The sequence below is a fragment of the Rickettsia conorii str. Malish 7 genome (genome assembly GCF_000007025.1).
In the GTDB taxonomy this organism is placed as follows: domain Bacteria; phylum Pseudomonadota; class Alphaproteobacteria; order Rickettsiales; family Rickettsiaceae; genus Rickettsia; species Rickettsia rickettsii.
Map to the genome: position 1 here is coordinate 316,176 of NC_003103.1, position 18,155 is coordinate 334,330.

Here is an 18,155-nt window from a genome sequence, read left to right on the forward strand (position 1 = left end):
TTAAAAAATATATGAAACTGATTGTCTTATTATTTACTTTTTTATTTTCTATGTTTTCTTTCGGAGAAAGCGAAACTATTAAAGGAAAGCCTTTAAAATATGCAGCAAATAATGATTTTGAAAATAGACTAGATGAACAGGAACAAGAAATCAGAAGGCTAATCGGTAAAGTTGAGGTTTTACAGCATAAAATTGATATGCTAAAGCAGAACTCAAATATTTCAAATCAAGAAGAAAATACTGAAGTTTTAGAAGCCGGTGATTCAAAAAAACAAGATGTTTTTGATATAGCTTTGCTTAAAGATATGCCGGATAATGCACCTAAAAAACCTATTGCGGTTAATAAGGATATAGCTCCTGATAAGCAAGCCTACGATTTGGCTCTTGCTGCTTATAAAGATAATAAACTTACTGAAGCAAAAGATAAGTTTAAACATTTTATCCAAAACTATCCTAACAGTTTGCTAATTAGTAATGCTTATTTCTGGTATGGGGAATGCTTTTTTAAACAAAAAGACTATAACAGGGCAGCGGTTAACTATTTAAAAGGCTATAAAGAGTTACCGAAAGGGGCAAAATCTTCCGATGGGTTATTGAAGTTAGCACTTTCCTTAGGCGAACTAAAAAAAACTCAGGAAGCATGTAATATGCTTGCTAAGTTTGATAAGGAATTTCCAACTAATAGAACTGCCGCATCCAAGAAAATGGCAGAAGATGCTAAGATTAAATTTGGCTGTAAAAATAAATAAAAATAATAAAATATGACTGATATTTTGGATGAAGTACTGAGTGATCAAAATGAAGAAAAAAGGTTAATTTTTTTCAAAAAGCTTTTACCTATAATAATAATCATTTCTATAATAGCTATTACTATAATGGTTGTTATTAATAATAATAAAGATAAAAGAATTAAAAATAACCAAAAAAACGGAGATATTCTTGTTAAGACTGTTGGTTTGGAAACAACAAAAGATAATGAAGAATTAGCTTTTAATACTTTAGAGCATTTAGTTACTACTAGTAATACTAAAATCAAAGAAATAGCTGCATTAGAACAAGTAGCCATAAAGATTTCAAAAAAAAAATATTCAGAAGCGAAAGACCTGCTTAATAAAATTATTGAAAATAAAGAATATTCCGAAATTTCTACTTCTTATGCACGTATTTCATGGTGTAGTCTTGTTATTGATGATCACAATCTAGATATTCAAGATAAAGAGAAATTGACCAAATATTTAAATTATTTTGATGACGAGAAAAAACCTTTTTGGGCTACAGCAACTATTATAAAAGCTATGTGGGATATTAAGAATAATATGAAACCGCAAGCAGAAAAAAATCTAAAAAATTTATTAATTTCAAATAATGTATCTGATCTAATAAAAGATCAGGCTAAAGCATTGCTTGTAAATTTAAATAAATAATAATTCGTACTTAAGGAAAAATATGACAAAAAAAATAGCACTTCTGTTATTACCGTTTATTTTAATTTCATGTAACGGGCTTGGACCAAAAAGGGTAAAAAATATTGTTGAGTTGACTCCTAAATTAGCAATTCAGACTCATGAGCCTATATATTTAGATTCTAATGCAAATATATATGCATTTAATGCAAATATGCTTAAGAATAAACAGTATAGTTTCGCTAGAAGTAAAACGATTACTGAGCCGGTTTTTATAGGCGATATGATTTATGCATTGGATATTAGATCGAATATTTCTGCATTTTCTATAGAGAAAAATAAGATTATTTGGTCTTATAATTTAAGTAGACATAAAAAAGATAATTATATAGGCGGCGGAATTTTACACCATAACGGAAAATTATACGTAACATACGGTTCAAGGTTGTTAGTAGTGCTAGATGCAAAATCAGGTTATGAAATAATTAGAAAAGAACTTCCGGATATTATTAGAATTAAGCCTATTGTGCTCAATGATAATACTGTCTTAGTGCAAACTATCAGTAATCAAACTATTGCTTTAAATGCAGAAACTTTAAAAACCGTATGGGAACATGAAAGCCTAGCGGAAGTTTTGTCGGCTAGTTATTTTATGACGCCGATAGTACAGTATGACAATGTAATAGTAACTTATAATTCCGGGCAAATACTTGCCTTAAATATAACAAACGGTGAAGTAAAATGGAATTTTGAGTTTACAAATCTTAATGATCGTACAGCTATACCGAATTTTGACGAATCAAGTATTTTATGTACTCCCGTTCATGATAATATGAATCTGTATATAGCAACCGGTCTTGGTAAGCTTATTAAGCTTAATGTAGCAACCGGCAGTGTGATTTGGCAGGTAAATGCCGAGGATATTCAATCAATGTCTTTAATCGGTAATAGTCTATTTGTAACAAATAATGCTAGACAAATAGCAGCATTTAATCCTGAAACAGGGAAAGTAAAGTTTGTAGCTGATTTAAATGATGGACAAGATCCTAAGAAACTAAAATCTGCTGCTTTTTTAGTACCTTTTGTTGGAGTTAATAATAACAATAAGCGAAGTTTAAATGTTATTTCCGTTAACGGTGTTTTATATAGTTTTGATGTTGATAATAATGGATTAAACATGATACCTCATGTTGTCAAAATTATAAAAAATATTCGTTATTATGGGCTAAGCGCAAATAATAATTTATATTTTTCTACCGATAGCAAAATAATATTCGGAAGTAAATAAATTATATTTAGCTTGACAGATAGCGGGTATTAATGCTATTAAGTATGTTGCTTGATTCTTTAATTTTAAATTCTAATTAAAAAGATACTATTGTGAAAACTTACTCGGCAAAGCCATCGGAAATTGAAAAGAAATGGTGGGTCATAGACGCAAAAAATATTGTACTAGGACGACTCGCTAGCAGAGTTGCTAATATGCTACGTGGTAAGCATAAGCCTAGCTTTACACCTCATTTAGATTGTGGTGATAATATAATCATAATAAATGCGGAGCATGTAAAATTAACAGGTAAAAAAGCAAATCCCAAAGACGGAAAAATATATTACAGATATACAGGATTTCCAGGTGGGATAAAAGATACTACGGCAGGTAAAATCTTAAGTGGTAAACACCCTGAGAGAGTTATTAAAATGGCCGTAAAAAGAATGATTACAAGAAATGCTTTAGGTGCTAAGCAAATGAGTAATTTGTATGTTTATGCAAATGGTGATCATCCTCATATGGCACAGCAACCTACTGTTTATGATTTTGCAAGCCAAAATCCAAAAAATAAAAAGTAATAGAATATGCCCGAGTTAAAAATTAAAACAGAAAAAGTAGAAAAGCAGTTAACTAAAGAACCTTTAGTATTAAAAACTCCTAAAGAACAAATAGATAATTTAGGCAAGTTTTATGCTACAGGTAAAAGAAAAAATGCTATAGCACGAGTATGGCTTAAAGTAGGAAAAGGAAAAATAGTTGTTAATAACAAAACAATAGCCCAGTACTTTCCTTCTGAAACTTATGTGAAAACTATCTTACAGCCGTTTGTCTTAACAAAAACTATTGATCAGTATGATATAATTTGTACTGTTAGAGGTGGAGGAATTTCAGGACAGAAAGGTGCTATTTTACATGGAATTTCTAAAGCTTTAGATAAATCTGCTCCGGATTTTCATGCTATTTTGCGTAAAGGTGGTCTTTTAACACGTGATTCTAGGGTAGTAGAGCGTAAGAAATACGGACAACGTAAAGCACGTAAGAAAACACAATTCTCTAAACGTTAAGATACAATTTGAGAAGTTGCTAGTCAATTGTTGCATGGATCAATTTTTTATTGTCATTCCGCGACTTGATCGTGGGATCCAGCTTAAAATATTTAAATTAATTAGTATTTTAAGTTATTTTTTGGGATACCGTGGTCAAGCCACGGTATGACACTAAGTACATTTTCCAAGCCATGCAACCGCTTTTATCTAGAATGACACTTCTTAACAAATTATATAAACACTTTTCCCCTGGCGGGGTAGCTCAGCTGGTTAGAGCGACGGAATCATAATCCGTGTGTCGGGGGTTCAAATCCCTCCCTCGCTACCATTCATCCGTCTTTTTGACAGTTCTATAGTAAACTGATTTGAACTTTGTGCTTCGTTGTTCATCCTCTCGTCTATTATATATATAGGCTCTACCTTCGTGCCTGGCACAAAATGGGGGTGAGTTTACTATAGTACTGTTAACAGTCCCATAGTTTTTAATAAAATTTTGTATAAGATAAATCTTAGACTTATTGCATAACCTATTTTATAAAGAGGAATTTGAAGGAGGCACGGAACATAGAACCAGAGCGTAGCCAACAAATCTATGTAAGGATTCGAGTACCAGATCCAAATTACCTTTAGAAAGAGATTATGCCAAGGAGTCTATTTTATATTAGGTTCTGTGAAGATCTCTAAAACGATTTGATTTGCACTAAACAATATCTCAAAATAAAATCAATTAGAAATCTTTACAAAGCCTAGCATTTTATGAAATTGATTTTAACAAGTTTAATTTTTATATTTATGAGCTTTCTTCCAATATATGCTAAATCCTTACTTAAAGGGTTCATGTATCTGAAAGATATCGACCCTACAATTATTCAAAATATGCATTATTATTCAGATGAAAATTTTGTTGGTAAAAAGGTAGATGGTTATAAAGCACCGGAAGCAATTTTAACCATATAAGCTGTTAAGGCTCTTAAAGCAGTACAAGCTGAGGTACAAAAAGATGGTTATTCACTGATTATATGCATATAGACCACAAAAAGCGGTACAACATTTTTAAGATGGAGCAACGATAATATTGATCAAAAAAATAAGGAAAGCTTTTACCCATATATAGATAAGTCTAAATGTTTTATATTAGGTTATATAGCTGGAAAGATCTAGTCATAGTAGGAGTACTGTAGATTGATCAATAATAAAGCTTCAGAAGGAAGTTAATAATAATTCTGAAGTCATTATTAAGAGAAAGCTGAAAGACGCGCGTGTTATAATCCTCTTTAGATGACAATACGGTAGACATGTATACTTCTTTTGACTTATTTGATGAAGCTTTACCTCATGATAGTAAATTAATTGATAAGAAATATTTAGCAAAACGTAATTATTTATGTTCTAAGATGCAAAACCATAATTTTAAAGCATGTAAAATTGAGTGGTGGCATTATACAACTTGCAGATGAGCCTTATAAAGATCAATATTTTAACTTTGATATAGAAAAAAAACTATGACAGTATTAAGTGAGAAAATTTAATAATAAGACATGTTATAATAAACATAAAGTAACGTTATGCCAAATTATCATATTAAATTTTTACCAAATAGAGTTAAGTTAATCGGTTATTTTTGTAGACTTATTTTATTACCAAATTTAATATCAGCTGATTCTAGTGAAAATAGTTATGACCAAAGCCTTGATAGAAATAAGGTATATTCTGTACATTTAAAACCTTTTTCTAATACCTCTACATATTTTTTAGATGAGCATCCTGATCATACCTTTGTACATATTGCTGATAAAAAATATATTTTATATGGATTGGTTAGGGAGCTAAAATTTGCGTTTGAAGATATAAATTCATGATTTTTAATGCCGGAAACTCAAATTGATATGGTTAATTAGGAAACTGAAACAACAACAAATTACTGTCTAAGTAATTTCATTATAAACTTATTTCATATAAGAGAAGTAAAAGATTTTAATATAACTATATCTAATCTAGCAAATGCATTTACTGCACATATAATCGGTGATAATAATTATAACCTAATAAAGAATGATAGTACGTACATATTATATGAGATTGAATCTAGTTGCGATAAAGATTCGTTTATTGTCTAGAGGAACAAATGAGTGTGCTGTATTTACTTTAGGCAATAATACGGATATTTCATTATTTAGTGCTATAAATGAATGAATTGAAGGTGATAAAGAGGTAAATAGTGCTGTTCTACAAGTACTATATATATATAATTTTTACTGAATTAATGATTCAAATTCTTTTACGACGGCTTGGTAAAGTTTACGTTTAAACGGTATTATAATAGATAAGAGTTCATCAAGTGATGCCCAACGCCATTGGTCAAATTCCGGATTAGAGGTATTTATATTAATATCTTCGTTATTTCCGGTAAACCTAATTAAAAACCAGCGTTGTTTTTGTCCACGAAAATTACCGTTCCACAGTTTAGGTATTAAAAAGCTTGGTACATCATAACTATACCAGAATTTGCTTTCGGCAATAATATATCCTTTATCGCTGCCTATTTCTTCTAACATCTCACGCATTGCTGCAATACTTGGTGTTTCGCCGGGAACTATCCCACCTTGCGGCATTTGCCATGCAGATATTTTTGTATCTATTCTTTTACCGACGAATATATGGTTATTGGCATTTAATATCATCATGCCGACCCCTGGTCTATATGGTAAATCAAGATGTTTTTTGGAAGAATTGCTCATTATTTTTTTACTTTAAAAAATCAATTATAATTTTACTACTTTATTTTTACCAGTTGTTTTAGCTTCATACATAGCTTTGTCAGCACGTTCAATGAAAGATTCTATTGATTCTTCTTTTTTATATTTCGTAACTCCGATTGAAATAGTTGTTTTTAAAGGTTCAATTTGATCTTCAATGTGAAAATTCATATATTCTATTTTAACTCTAATTCTCTCCGCAGTTGCAATTGCTTTAGAAATATCTATATCCGTTAAGAGTATAGTAAATTCTTCACCGCCGAATCTTGCTATTAAGTCTGTTACTCTGAGAGTATTCTTCAAAATACGGGATACAATTGTTAAAACCTTATCGCCTGCTTGATGACCGTAAGTATCGTTTACATGTTTAAAATTGTCGATATCGCACATAAGTAAATATAATTTAATACTTTCTTTATTAGTTTTCTCAATAATTTGTTTGAGATGTATATCGAAATAGCGACGATTAAATAAGCCGGTTAGACCGTCTTTAACTGCTAAATTGACACTTTGTTCAAGATCATTACGTAAATTATCTTGATATTGCTTACGTCTTAATTGTGTTCTAATTCTAGCAAGCAATTCGCTTTCCTCTATAGGATAAACGAAATAATCATTAATACCGAGTTCAATACCTTTCACAACCAAAGGCATACCGTCTTCATCAATTTGTAAAATTATTACTACGCCGCTTATTTCTGCTTTACCCCTTAAAATAACACTGATCCTCAAAGGATCGTCATTTTCGAGCGTACTACTGATAATTACTAAATCGGGGGTATATTCATTTATAATATCTAATTCATCGGAATTACTTATTACCTTTACGTTTTGGGTAAGCTTAAGTAACATTTGTTTTATATTTTTAGCTTGTACCACATCATCATTAATTAGTAATATTTTTTTATCTGCAAAAGTGTCATGCATTTCAATATTTATTACGCCTAATAATGCATTAGTGCTATTACGAAGCTTTAACTCATCAATTAAGCTTTTCATTCTAGATAGCGATTTAAGTCTTACAAATAGAGCAGTATCGTTAATCGGCTTTGTTAAAAACTCATCAGCTCCTGCCTCAAGACCTTTAACGCGATCATCAATATCGGAAAGTGCAGTTACCATTACAACCGGTATATGAGTAGTTTCCGGATCGGTTTTTATCGTTTTACATACCTCACATCCATCCATTTCCGGCATCATAACATCAAGTAGTATAATATCAATTTTTTCTTTTTTAAGAATTGCTAGTGCTTCTTTACCGCTATTTGCAGTAAGAACCGTATAATACTCTTTTAAAAGTTTGGCTGTTAGTAACTTAATATTGGGTTCTATATCATCTACTACTAATATTGTGGTCATAAGATTAAATTCTTGTTTTTAAAGGAAATAATTTGTATATTTATACTTTAATTTTAAGTCTTAAATGTATGATATATGAAAATTTCAGCAAATTCAATTAGAACAGGTAACATATTAGTGTATAATAATGATTTATGGGTTGTCAGCAAAACACCGGAACATACTCAACCCGGGAAAGGTGGAGCTTATGTACAAGTTGAGATGAAAAATTTAAAAACAGGGACAAAGCGTAACGAAAGATTCAGTTCTGCCAATTATTTAGAAAAAGCTGAACTTGAACAAAAAGATTATCAATTTTTATATTTTGAAGGTGATGATTTGGTATTAATGGATACCAAACATTTTGATCAAATAAATATTTCCAAGGAAATGTTAGAAGAAAAATTATCTTTCTTAACTGAAAATATGATTGTTAAAGTCGAATTTTATAATGACAAGCCTTTAAATATTGAGCTTCCTCCAACTGTTATACTTGAAATTAGTGAAACTGATCCGGTAATAAAAGGAGCAACCGCTACCGCTTCTTATAAATCAGCAATTTTAGAAAACGGTATTAAAGTTAAGGTCCCGCAATATTTAGAAATAGGAGAAAAAATTGTTGTTAAAACTGATGATATGACATATGTCGAGCGAGCGAAGTAAGCTGTTTTATTGAACTATGGATACCACCCCGTCATTGCGAGCAGCCGTAGGCTGCGTGGCAATCTCGTCAAATATCCTGAGATTGCTTAGTCAAAACTTACAGTTTTTCCTCGCAATGACGACTTGCAGCATCCACTCAGGCAATGCTTTTAGCTAGGAATGGTATCAATTTTTTAAAGCCATACGACATAATTTCTAAAACTAATAATTAAAAATATCAAATGCAACCTATAACTAATTTATTAATTAATGCCCTGCGTAAAGCTGTTAAGTTTTTGCATAGAGATTTTTTAGAACTCGAAATGCTACAAAAACACTCTGTAAGAAATGAAGAATTTTGTAAGCGATCTTATTTAAAATTAAAAACTTTATTATGTGAAGAATTACAAAAATATACACAATATTTATTTTTTCCGGAGGATAAATTCGATTTAAATAATAATTATGAGAGTGTTTTTTTAATTAATCCTATAGATAGCCCAAATAATTTCGCCAGAAGCATACCTTTTTTTGCGATATCCGTAACTTATTTAAAAAGGAATCAAGAAGTTTTAATTCCTACTTCTACAGTAATATATTTTCCTGCTCTTAATGAAATTTATTATGCTGAAAAAGGTAAGGGAGCTTGGATAGAAAAAAATAATTTAAACTCTAATTATCAAGGATTAAGACTTAGAGTTTCCGATAATGCCGATTTAAGAAACTGTTTAGCAATTATTGAAGGTGTAAATCATAATGATTTGGAGGAGATAGAGGTAGATAATATTAGATCTTTTGGTTCTCTTTGCTATGGGGCTACGCTTGTAGCGTCAGGTAAAGCGGATTTAATATGTTTATCATTATTAAATTTTACATTATATTATGCATTTGAGCTTTTTATTAAGGAAGCAGGCGGGATAATTATAGATTCTAGCGATAAATTTCTATATTCAAATCGTTATATTGCTAAAAAACTTAAAAAATATTAGATAAGAAATTATTTTAGATTTGCATTTTTATTGTTATAATAATATTAATATAATTATTAATTCATAAAGTTATGGCACATTATAAAGAGTTTGAATTTGACTGCGATTTTAGTGGACAAAGAGCCAAGTTTAAGTTTTATATAGGTACGCCTCAAGAAGGGCATCATCCGCTACAATTTCAAGCAAAATGGTTATCTGACGAAAGAGGCGGTACTATTCCTGATGATGTTATGAAAGCAATATCACAGCTAAATGATCTTGCCAAAAAAAACGGTGTTCCACTCCCGGATTTATGCGTATATGCTCTGGGTTCTGCGCAAGAAGTTCAAGCTACCCCTCAAGACGAAGATGAAAACGAGAGTGAGAATCAAGAGGATAAAGCAGAGCAGGCATAGTTAAAAATAATAAGGAGATTCATAGAGATTAAAATGAAACAATATAATGATTTATTTAAAATTATTCACCGCGAAGGATATATATTTATTGCTAGCTTTGCATTAGTAAGTTTTTTATTAGCATCATTTAATGAAAAACTTGGCTGTATTGGATGTATTGCTACTGCTTGGTGTATTTATTTTTTCCGTAATCCTGATCGCTTTGTGCCTATAAGTGATGATCTGGTAATAAGTCCTGCAGATGGAATAATTCAAGAAATTAAGGAAGCATTGCCGCCTCCGGAATTAGGACTTGGTGATGTGGAAATGATTAGAGTTAGTATTTTTCTAAATATTTTTAATGTCCATGTTAATAGAATCCCGGCAAACGGAAAAATTTTAGCACTTCATTATAATCCAGGAAAATTTTTTAATGCTTCACTCGATAAAGCTAGTATTTATAATGAGCGTCAATCAGTATTAATGGAAACTGCTCAAGGTCAGAAAATTGTTTTTGTTCAAATAGCCGGACTTATAGCAAGGCGTATAGTTTGTGATTTAGAAGAGGGTAATGAAGTTAAAACGGGCGAGCGATACGGTATAATTCGTTTCGGTAGCAGAGTAGATGTTTATTTACCGTTGAAAACAGCTTTATTAGTGAGTAAAGGGCAGACTGCTATAGGCGGTGAAACTATCATTGCTGATTTTGGACGTAAAAAGACAACAGAATTTAAGTTTGAGAGGAAGTAGCCTCATAATTTTAACACCGTCATTGCGAGCAGCTGTAGGCATGGTTTGTTTATGTCATTCCGGCGTAGGCGGGAGGGAATCCAGTGAAACGTATAAAAAACAAGTTTTTTATCTGTTTATTTTATCAAATATATAATTTTGTACCAATTAAGATTATTTTTTTCTGGATTCCTGCTTTTGCAGGAATGAGACATTGACAGCCATGCAACCACACTGTTTTGTCCTTGCAATGACGTGATAAATACATTTTGGGTATAAAAATTGTTAAAAATTCGTAAATCTATAATAACTAAGCCTGTACCTCTAATAAAATTAATTCCCAACTTTATTACGTTGCTTGGTTTAGTAACCGGTATGAGTTCTATAAAATTTGCTTTGGATAGTAGATGGGAACTTGCGGTATATTGCATTATAGTAGCGGCAATTATTGACGGTATCGACGGTAGAATAGCAAGGATGCTAAATGCAGTTAGTCCATTTGGTGCAGAGCTTGATTCATTATGCGATTTTGCTAATTTCGGTATAGCTCCGGCCTATCTGATATATTTATGGTCTTTTCAACAATATGAGTATAAGGTATTTTCATCAGCGGTAATGTTATTATTTATAGTGTGTATGGCACTACGTTTAGCTCGCTTTAACGTTGGTATTTATCAACCGAAACAAGATAAAACTGACTATTTTTTTACCGGTGTACCTGCCCCATGCGGTGCTTTACTTGCTTTAATGCCTGTAATGATAGATTTTGAAATCGGTACGTTATTAAATATCAATACCCGTACTCATACTATAACAATTAATATATATTTGGCTATTATAGCTTTTCTACTTGCTAGTAGGCTTCCTACAATCTCAACAAAAAATTTGAGTATTAAACCTGAATATTTATCGCTTGCAATGATTTTAGTTGCTATTGTTATTATAAATCTTATCATATATCCATGGTATTCACTGCCGTTAATTGCAGTGATATATATTCTTTCTATACCAATTTGTTATTTTTTTAAACATAGAGGGTATTGGTAAAGTTAATTATGCCGAGTGTATTACAACAAGCTATCGACAAATATAAACATCATCCATTTACTAAATATGTAATTATTATAGCCTTAATCATATTTATTTATTTGGGATATAGAATTTATGTTTGGGCAAATACACAATCTACGGATAATGCTTACATAGATGCAGATATTTCAAATGTTAGTGCTGAAGTTAGCGGTGTTTTAACAAAGTTATTTGTTACCGATAATACTAAAGTTAATAAAGGCGATCTGATAGGTGAAATTGACGATAGAGATTATAAGGCAAAGCTTGCAGCACTTGAAGCATCTATTGAAGCTTGCATAAAAAATATAGAAATTATAGAGCAAAAAATCTCAATAGGGCAAATTAGCCTAGAGCAAGCAGCTGAAAAATTAAAGCTTAATAAAATAAGCTTTGATATTGTTGCAACAGATTTTATGAGAGTGCAGGAGTTAAATAAGGCAAAATTTGCTAGCTCTAAAACGTTAGATGATTCTAAAAACGCATATCAAAAAGCCAAAACGGATTATAAACAAGCACAGTTAGATTTAGATATATCTAAGCAACATTTACAGCTTCTTGAGCTTGAAAAAGCAGCAGAACAGGAAAAACTTAAAGAGCTAACAGAAAATAAAAAAGTAATCTTAAGGAGCTTACAAAATACTAAACTTATTGCTATGGTACCCGGTATATTCGGTAATAGTAGTTTAGAAGTCGGAAATTACATAGTACCGGGTAGGGCGTTGTTTTCTATAGTTCAAGATAATACTATGTATATTCAGGCTAATTTTAAAGAAACACAAATTCAGAAATTTAAGTCTGGCATGAAAGTCAAAATTGAATTTGATGCTTTGCCTAAAAAGGTAATTTACGGGAAGATTCGTAATATTGCTCCTGCGACCGGCTCTAAATTTAGCTTAATCCCACCAGATCATGCTACCGGTAATTTTACTAAAAGCGTACAACGTGTACCTGTTTTAATAGATTTTGAATCCCCAAATGCTAATCTAGTTCCCGGCATGTCAGCAATCGTATCCATTAGAACGGATCAAAGTACGTAATTTTTGTTAAAAAATAGCAATAAGTATTCTATTAAAAGTACATATTCTAGTATTATTTACTGATTACTTAAAAAGCTATATAATATGAGTAATACCAAAAGTAATAATTAATATGCAAAGATATTTAGATCCCACTAATTGATAGTGTATTTAAAAAAATCTTTCGTGATTTAGAGAGGTTCAAGGAATTTATCAATGCAGTTCTTGAATTACCTGAGGGGCTTAGAATTAAAGCAATAGAATTTATACCTGTAGAGCAAGTACCTATGCTCGATAAAGGGAACAAAAAGCATATTTGATTTAAAGGTTAAAGATGAAGCTGGTAGCTGGTATATAATCGAGCTTACAACTTACACAAGGAATAAAGCATAAAGATTTATTACCGAAACAAATAAGCAATATTTATTTGATTTTTCCTATGTATTTATAGAGCTTAAAATTTTGATAAAGATAAGCTTGAAACTACTATAGATGAGTGGTTACATTTATTTAAGTGTGCAGAAACAGAAAACAGCCCACCTGCAAATATAAAGAGCGAGAAGGTATTAGATGCATACAATATAATAGAAATGCATAACCTCACCGCCGAAGAATATGATGCCTATATAAGAGCGAAATTAATGGAAGATGCCGAGGAAATAGCTTTAGGAAGAACAGTGTGAAAAAGGGAAAGAACGAAGCATAGAAATAGCAAAGAACTTGTGACTTAAAGATATAGATGTCAATATAATAGCAGATTCAACAGGGCTAACTATAGAAGAAATAGAAGAGTTAAAAGCAAAAATAGAAAATTCTGAAACTAGTTGATTAATTATTTGCTCTTTAACTCTGCTAATTCTTTCTTGAGTTTTATTACTAAAGTTTGTAATTTTTCAAATTCTTCGCGAGTGACGTAATTACCTTTAAGTATTTTATCCTCAATTATGCCACAGCTTTTATCCGTTATACTATTTAAGGCTTTTTGTGCTACGCTGCTAGCTCCAACGGCTACTTTTAAAATATTATTTGTTTTCATAGTACCTCTATCGATAAAGCATGCAAGCCGCTATTAAATTCATCGGCAAGTAAGTTATTAATAGTGCGATGATTGGCAATTAGGCTTTTCCCCTGTAATGTTTCTGCAGAAATTCTTATTTTTATATGGCTGTGAATTCCGTTATAATGACTAGCATGTTTATAGCTTTCATCTATTATTTCTTGAAAATGTGGTTTTAACACACTTAATTTTTCTTGTATCATTTCTATGCGGTTCATATTTTTATTTCATTTACAGTAAAAATGTCCTAATATTCTTAAGTATATAATTTTATGATACACATGGCAATGTCGGAATTAAGAACGAATTATAAAGATTTACAAGATGCGATAGATAAATTGGAAAAAGGCGTATGTTTTGCTTGTAGATTAGTTAATTATGATGAAATAGAATTTATAGAGCAGGGTAAGCATTTTATAATTGAAGATTTAGATCAAATCATTGAAGATGTAAGCAAAGAACTTAATATTTTTTCAAAGTTTAAGAAAATAAAGAAAGATAGAATATTATTTATCCTAAATACTACTGATTCTGACTTAATTAAAAATTTTGCTAGAAAATTATATTTATTTTTGCAGCTTTATATTAATGAACAGAAGCCAGCAATTTATATGAATTGTTATATTGCTAGTATTAAATTTCCAAAAAAAGTAAGTAATAATGCTAAAGAAATTGAAAAAACATTAAATATGTTACTTTCACAAAATAATAATTATTATTACCGTGAATATAGCAGTACAGAACATGATTTGGAAAATATAAGAAAATCTAATCTTCAGCTTAACTTACTACGACAAGCCTTAGCAAAAAAGACTATGCGATTTGCTTATCAGCCTATAATAGATCGTAATACTATGAAGATTCATTATTATGAATGTCTGCTTCGTATACCTGACGAGAACGGTGTTTATATTTCCGTAGGTCCTATAATCCCTATTGCTGAAAATAAAGGATTAATTTTTATAATTGATCAAATTGTTTTAGAAATGACTGTTAATGAACTTGCCCGCAACCCAAACTTAATGTTAGCCGTTAATATTTCAAATATAGGAACAGGCGATGAAGCTTTATGGGAAATAGCAGAAAACTTATTAAAAGCTCATAATGTTCGGGATCGTTTAATTATTGAAATTACGGAAACTTCTTTCAATCAGAATTACGATAAAATAACTTTATTTATTAATAAACTACGTAAGTACGGATGTAAATTTGCATTAGACGATTTTGGTGCGGGTTTTACTTCTTTTAAACAACTTCAAAGCTTACCAATTGATATTATCAAAATTGACGGTAAATATGTGCGTAGTATTACAAGTGATGTACAAAGTAGGTATTTCGTAGAAAGATTAATTAAAATTTCAGAAGATTTAGGTATTGAAACGGTAGCTGAATTCGTAGAAAACGGAGAAATAGCTAAATTTTTAATTGATCTAAAAGTCGGTGGGCTACAAGGAAACTTCTATTCCGAAGCAAAATTTGATAGGGTGGATGAGGTTTAATGATTGTCATACTGAACCGGTTTTGTTGTATGGCTCTTGAAAAAGACTCCGATGTCATGCCGTGATTTGACCACGGTATCCATAAAAATAACTTTTAATATCAATGATTTTAATATTTAAAACTGGATACCGCGATCAAGTCGCGGTATGACACAGTTAGTGCTTGACAATGTTACTTAAAACCTATATGCAGAACTCAATTTTAAATGATTAAACTTAAATGCTGTTACTTGAATTAAAAAAAACTAATCAAACCTTAGAAACTATACATTTTATAGGTATCGGCGGCGTTGGCATGAGCGGTATTGCTGAGATATTATATAATCTAGGTTATAAAGTACAAGGTTCCGATTTAGTAGAAAATTATAATACTAAAAGGCTTGAGTCATACGGCATTAAAATATTTTTAGGACACGCCGAGCAGAACATTACCAATGTGTCGTATGTTGTTATTTCATCGGCAATTAATCCAAAGAATCCTGAAATAAAAGAAGCTTTGGAGCGTAAAATTCCAATTATTAGACGTGCGGACATGCTTGCTGAACTTATGAGATTAAAATGTTCAGTAGCAGTTTCGGGATCGCACGGTAAAACCACTACTACTTCTTTAGTTGCTTGTTTATTTGAGGCAGCTGGTTTATGTCCTACGGTTATTAACGGTGGGATCATCAATAATAAATCGACTAATGCATATCTTGGTTCAAGTAATTATTTAATTGCGGAGGCCGATGAATCGGATGCAACGTTTATTCATATTCCATCAACTATTGCGATAATAACTAACATTGATCCTGAACATTTAGATTATTATAGAGATTTTGAAACATTAATTGGTGCTTTTAGAAGCTTTATTACTAATTTGCCGTTTTACGGTTTTGCCGTTTGTTGTATCGATCATAAAATAGTTCGTAAGTTAGTAGACGATATTACTGAAAGGAAGATTGTTACTTATGGCATCGATTCGGAAGATGCTCATATTATAGCGTTTAATATTAACACTGATATTGCCTCCTCTACTTTTGACGTAAAAATTAGTCTACCAAATGTACTAGGTACAACGATTATTGAAAAAATTACTATTCCAACGCCCGGAAGACATAATATTTTAAATAGTCTTGCTGCAATTGCCGTTGGGATAGAATTAGATTTCGGTATTAAAGCTATTAAAAACGGTTTTAATAATTTTAAAGGAGTGAAGAGGAGATTTACTAAAGTAGCTGAATATAATAACGCTTCAATTATCGATGATTACGCTCATCACCCTGAGGAAATCAAAGCAACGCTTGCGACGGCTAAAAATATAGCAAATAAACAAAACGGTAAAGTTATTGCTATTTTTCAGCCTCACAGATATTCAAGAATGCAGTATTTATTTGATGATTTTATGCTTTGCTTTGCTGATGCGGATATACTCTATATTACTGATATATATGCTGCAGGTGAAAACCCTATAGAAGGAATTACAGGACGAAGTTTAGTTGATAAGATTACTAAGCGTAAACATCACGATAAAGCAAATTTTCTAGCAGAGCTAGATGATGCGGTTGGAGTTATTATAGATAATGCAGCTTCTGGTGATATGATCATTATGATGGGAGCAGGTAATATTTCAAGTTTTGCTAATGAATTAGAGGGGAGATTGTCATCCCGTGGCTTTAGCTGTCATACCGTGGTTTGACTGGTATTGTTGCATAGCTCTTATGTCATTCCCGCGAAAGCGGGAATCCAGTTTTTTAAATAAATTATATAAAAATGTAGTATATAATTTTCTTTGTTTTTATCATTTTTTTCTGGATTCCCGCTTTCGCGGGAATGACATCTGTTCGTATAACATAGGGTCAAGCGAACTAAGGGACAAAAGAGTGAAGATAACAGTAAAGCGAATAGCAGGATTAAATATGTTAATTTTACCGATAGTAAAAGGCGAGTATAAAAAAGATTATAATTTAAAACACTTAACATGGTTTAAAGTAGGCGGTAATGCTGAAATTTTCTTTAAACCTTTAGATAGCGAAGATTTAAAAAGTTTCTTAATACAAAATAAGCAAAAATTACCTATAAAGACTTTTGGAGCAGGCTCAAATATTATTATAAGAGACGGCGGCATAGAAGGGGTCGTTATAAAACTTGGTCAGAATTTTAGCAATATTGAGTTTGTAGATAATCATTTAATAGTAGGTAGCAGCTGCCTTAATTATAATTTAGCAAAATTTTGTCAAGCAAATGCTATTTCCGGTTTTGAGTTTTTAGTAGGTATTCCAGGGACTATCGGCGGTGGTGTTGCTATGAATGCCGGTGCTTACGGCTCTGAATTTAAAGATATTGTAGTGCAGATTGAAGCGATTGACTTTGCAGGAAACTTTTTAACATTCACAAATGAAGAAATCGGTTTTAAATATCGCAGTAATAATTTACCAAAGAATTTAATTATTCTCAAAGCTGTTTTTAAAATAAATAAAGGCGATAGTGAAAATATATTATTACGGATGAATGAAATAAAGAACGCAAGATCATCTACACAGCCTATTAAAGAGCGTACGGGCGGTAGTACTTTTGCAAATCCTGAAGGGCGTAAATCTTGGGAACTTATTGACAAAGCGGGGCTTAGAGGCTATAGAATAGGCGGTGCTTCGATGTCAGAATTTCATTGTAATTTTATGATAAATAATGGTGATGCTACCGCTAAGGATTTAGAAGATTTAGGTGATTTTGTCCGGCAGAAAGTATGTGAAGATAGCGGGGTTAAGTTAGAGTGGGAGATTAAGAGAATCGGACGTCATCCCTAATTAAAAATGGCGTTGTTGCAGCTAGTTGTATGTCATTCCCGCGAAGGCGGGAATCCAGTAAAACATATAAAAAACAAGTTTTTTATATGTTTATTTTATAATATGTAACTTCTATATCAATATTGAAGTTATTTTTCTGGATCCCCGCCTACGCGGGGATGACATCGAGTAGGTTTTTC

Annotated in this window: 21 protein-coding genes, 1 tRNA gene and 2 pseudogenes; 20 read left to right on the forward strand and 4 right to left on the reverse strand. The window is 31.4% G+C overall.

The window, feature by feature from the left end:
- The first annotated feature begins 11 nt into the window (after window positions 1–11).
- From ybgF to RC_RS10960, 10 genes and pseudogenes are all read left to right on the forward strand, one after another.
- Entirely contained in the window at window positions 12–749 is a 738-nt protein-coding gene (gene ybgF, locus RC_RS01590; protein WP_010976971.1) for a tol-pal system protein YbgF, read from the forward strand.
- Between the two features lie 12 nt (window positions 750–761).
- On the forward strand, window positions 762–1,424 hold the full coding sequence (locus RC_RS01595; protein WP_010976972.1) for a DUF2659 family protein: 663 nt from the start codon (window positions 762–764) through the stop codon (window positions 1,422–1,424).
- A gap of 22 nt (window positions 1,425–1,446) precedes the next feature.
- Window positions 1,447–2,691 carry an outer membrane protein assembly factor BamB gene (locus tag RC_RS01600; protein ID WP_010976973.1) on the forward strand — a complete coding sequence of 415 codons (1,245 nt, stop codon included), beginning with the start codon at window positions 1,447–1,449 and terminating at the stop codon, window positions 2,689–2,691.
- 92 nt (window positions 2,692–2,783) lie between these two features.
- On the forward strand, window positions 2,784–3,251 hold the full coding sequence (rplM, locus tag RC_RS01605) for a 50S ribosomal protein L13 (RefSeq protein WP_004996373.1): 468 nt from the start codon (window positions 2,784–2,786) through the stop codon (window positions 3,249–3,251).
- A 6-nt stretch (window positions 3,252–3,257) separates the two neighbouring features.
- Window positions 3,258–3,737, forward strand: a complete 480-nt coding sequence (gene rpsI / locus RC_RS01610; protein WP_010976974.1) for a 30S ribosomal protein S9 — start codon at window positions 3,258–3,260, stop codon at window positions 3,735–3,737.
- 233 nt (window positions 3,738–3,970) lie between these two features.
- A tRNA-Met gene (locus RC_RS01615) sits at window positions 3,971–4,047 on the forward strand.
- Between the two features lie 428 nt (window positions 4,048–4,475).
- Entirely contained in the window at window positions 4,476–4,676 is a 201-nt protein-coding gene (locus tag RC_RS01620) for a hypothetical protein (protein ID WP_010976975.1), read from the forward strand.
- A 338-nt stretch (window positions 4,677–5,014) separates the two neighbouring features.
- On the forward strand, window positions 5,015–5,176 hold the full coding sequence (locus RC_RS01625; RefSeq protein ID WP_010976976.1) for a M15 family metallopeptidase: 162 nt from the start codon (window positions 5,015–5,017) through the stop codon (window positions 5,174–5,176).
- Between the two features lie 108 nt (window positions 5,177–5,284).
- Entirely contained in the window at window positions 5,285–5,578 is a 294-nt protein-coding gene (locus RC_RS01630; RefSeq protein ID WP_010976977.1) for a hypothetical protein, read from the forward strand.
- A gap of 6 nt (window positions 5,579–5,584) precedes the next feature.
- Window positions 5,585–5,836 (forward strand): annotated as a pseudogene (locus RC_RS10960) (hypothetical protein).
- 135 nt (window positions 5,837–5,971) lie between these two features.
- Here RC_RS10960 and RC_RS01635 read toward each other — a convergent pair.
- Window positions 5,972–6,457, reverse strand: coding sequence for an RNA pyrophosphohydrolase (locus tag RC_RS01635; protein WP_010976978.1), 486 nt, complete (start codon window positions 6,455–6,457; stop codon window positions 5,972–5,974).
- 24 nt (window positions 6,458–6,481) lie between these two features.
- Window positions 6,482–7,834 (reverse strand): PleD family two-component system response regulator, encoded by a 1,353-nt coding sequence (locus tag RC_RS01640; RefSeq protein ID WP_010976979.1) that lies wholly within the window; start codon window positions 7,832–7,834, stop codon window positions 6,482–6,484.
- Window positions 7,835–7,909: 75 nt separating this feature from the next.
- Here RC_RS01640 and efp point away from each other — a divergent pair, with 75 nt between their 5' ends.
- The 7 genes and pseudogenes from efp (at window position 7,910) to RC_RS10965 (ending at window position 12,954) form a co-directional block, all read left to right on the forward strand.
- Window positions 7,910–8,476 carry an elongation factor P gene (efp, locus tag RC_RS01645; RefSeq protein WP_010976980.1) on the forward strand — a complete coding sequence of 189 codons (567 nt, stop codon included), beginning with the start codon at window positions 7,910–7,912 and terminating at the stop codon, window positions 8,474–8,476.
- 221 nt (window positions 8,477–8,697) lie between these two features.
- Complete coding sequence (locus RC_RS01650) at window positions 8,698–9,444, forward strand: inositol monophosphatase family protein (RefSeq protein ID WP_010976981.1); 747 nt, start codon at window positions 8,698–8,700, stop codon at window positions 9,442–9,444.
- Window positions 9,445–9,515: 71 nt separating this feature from the next.
- Window positions 9,516–9,839 (forward strand): DUF2610 domain-containing protein, encoded by a 324-nt coding sequence (locus RC_RS01655; RefSeq protein ID WP_010976982.1) that lies wholly within the window; start codon window positions 9,516–9,518, stop codon window positions 9,837–9,839.
- 33 nt (window positions 9,840–9,872) lie between these two features.
- Window positions 9,873–10,568 carry a phosphatidylserine decarboxylase gene (locus RC_RS01660; protein ID WP_004996349.1) on the forward strand — a complete coding sequence of 232 codons (696 nt, stop codon included), beginning with the start codon at window positions 9,873–9,875 and terminating at the stop codon, window positions 10,566–10,568.
- A 261-nt stretch (window positions 10,569–10,829) separates the two neighbouring features.
- Window positions 10,830–11,594: a CDP-diacylglycerol--serine O-phosphatidyltransferase gene (pssA, locus tag RC_RS01665; protein WP_010976983.1), complete on the forward strand. Its 765-nt coding sequence runs from the start codon at window positions 10,830–10,832 to the stop codon at window positions 11,592–11,594.
- Between the two features lie 8 nt (window positions 11,595–11,602).
- Complete coding sequence (locus RC_RS01670; RefSeq protein WP_016830675.1) at window positions 11,603–12,655, forward strand: HlyD family secretion protein; 1,053 nt, start codon at window positions 11,603–11,605, stop codon at window positions 12,653–12,655.
- 112 nt (window positions 12,656–12,767) lie between these two features.
- A pseudogene (locus tag RC_RS10965) lies at window positions 12,768–12,954 on the forward strand (hypothetical protein).
- Between the two features lie 512 nt (window positions 12,955–13,466).
- Here the strand turns inward: RC_RS10965 and RC_RS01675 are convergent.
- Both RC_RS01675 and RC_RS01680 read right to left on the reverse strand, forming a co-directional pair.
- Window positions 13,467–13,670: a hypothetical protein gene (locus RC_RS01675; protein ID WP_004996338.1), complete on the reverse strand. Its 204-nt coding sequence runs from the start codon at window positions 13,668–13,670 to the stop codon at window positions 13,467–13,469.
- The gene (locus RC_RS01680; RefSeq protein ID WP_004996335.1) at window positions 13,667–13,909 is read right to left on the reverse strand and encodes a BolA family protein; all 243 of its coding nucleotides are present in this window, start codon (window positions 13,907–13,909) and stop codon (window positions 13,667–13,669) included. Before RC_RS01680 ends, RC_RS01675 begins: the two co-directional genes overlap by 4 nt.
- A 54-nt stretch (window positions 13,910–13,963) precedes the next feature.
- Between RC_RS01680 and RC_RS01685 the strand changes: the two genes are divergently transcribed.
- The 3 genes from RC_RS01685 (at window position 13,964) to murB (ending at window position 17,976) form a co-directional block, all read left to right on the forward strand.
- Window positions 13,964–15,190, forward strand: a complete 1,227-nt coding sequence (locus RC_RS01685; RefSeq protein WP_010976985.1) for an EAL domain-containing protein — start codon at window positions 13,964–13,966, stop codon at window positions 15,188–15,190.
- Between the two features lie 220 nt (window positions 15,191–15,410).
- Window positions 15,411–16,868: a UDP-N-acetylmuramate--L-alanine ligase gene (gene murC, locus RC_RS01690; protein ID WP_010976986.1), complete on the forward strand. Its 1,458-nt coding sequence runs from the start codon at window positions 15,411–15,413 to the stop codon at window positions 16,866–16,868.
- Between the two features lie 220 nt (window positions 16,869–17,088).
- On the forward strand, window positions 17,089–17,976 hold the full coding sequence (gene murB / locus RC_RS01695; RefSeq protein ID WP_041471710.1) for a UDP-N-acetylmuramate dehydrogenase: 888 nt from the start codon (window positions 17,089–17,091) through the stop codon (window positions 17,974–17,976).
- The last annotated feature ends 179 nt before the right edge of the window (window positions 17,977–18,155 follow it).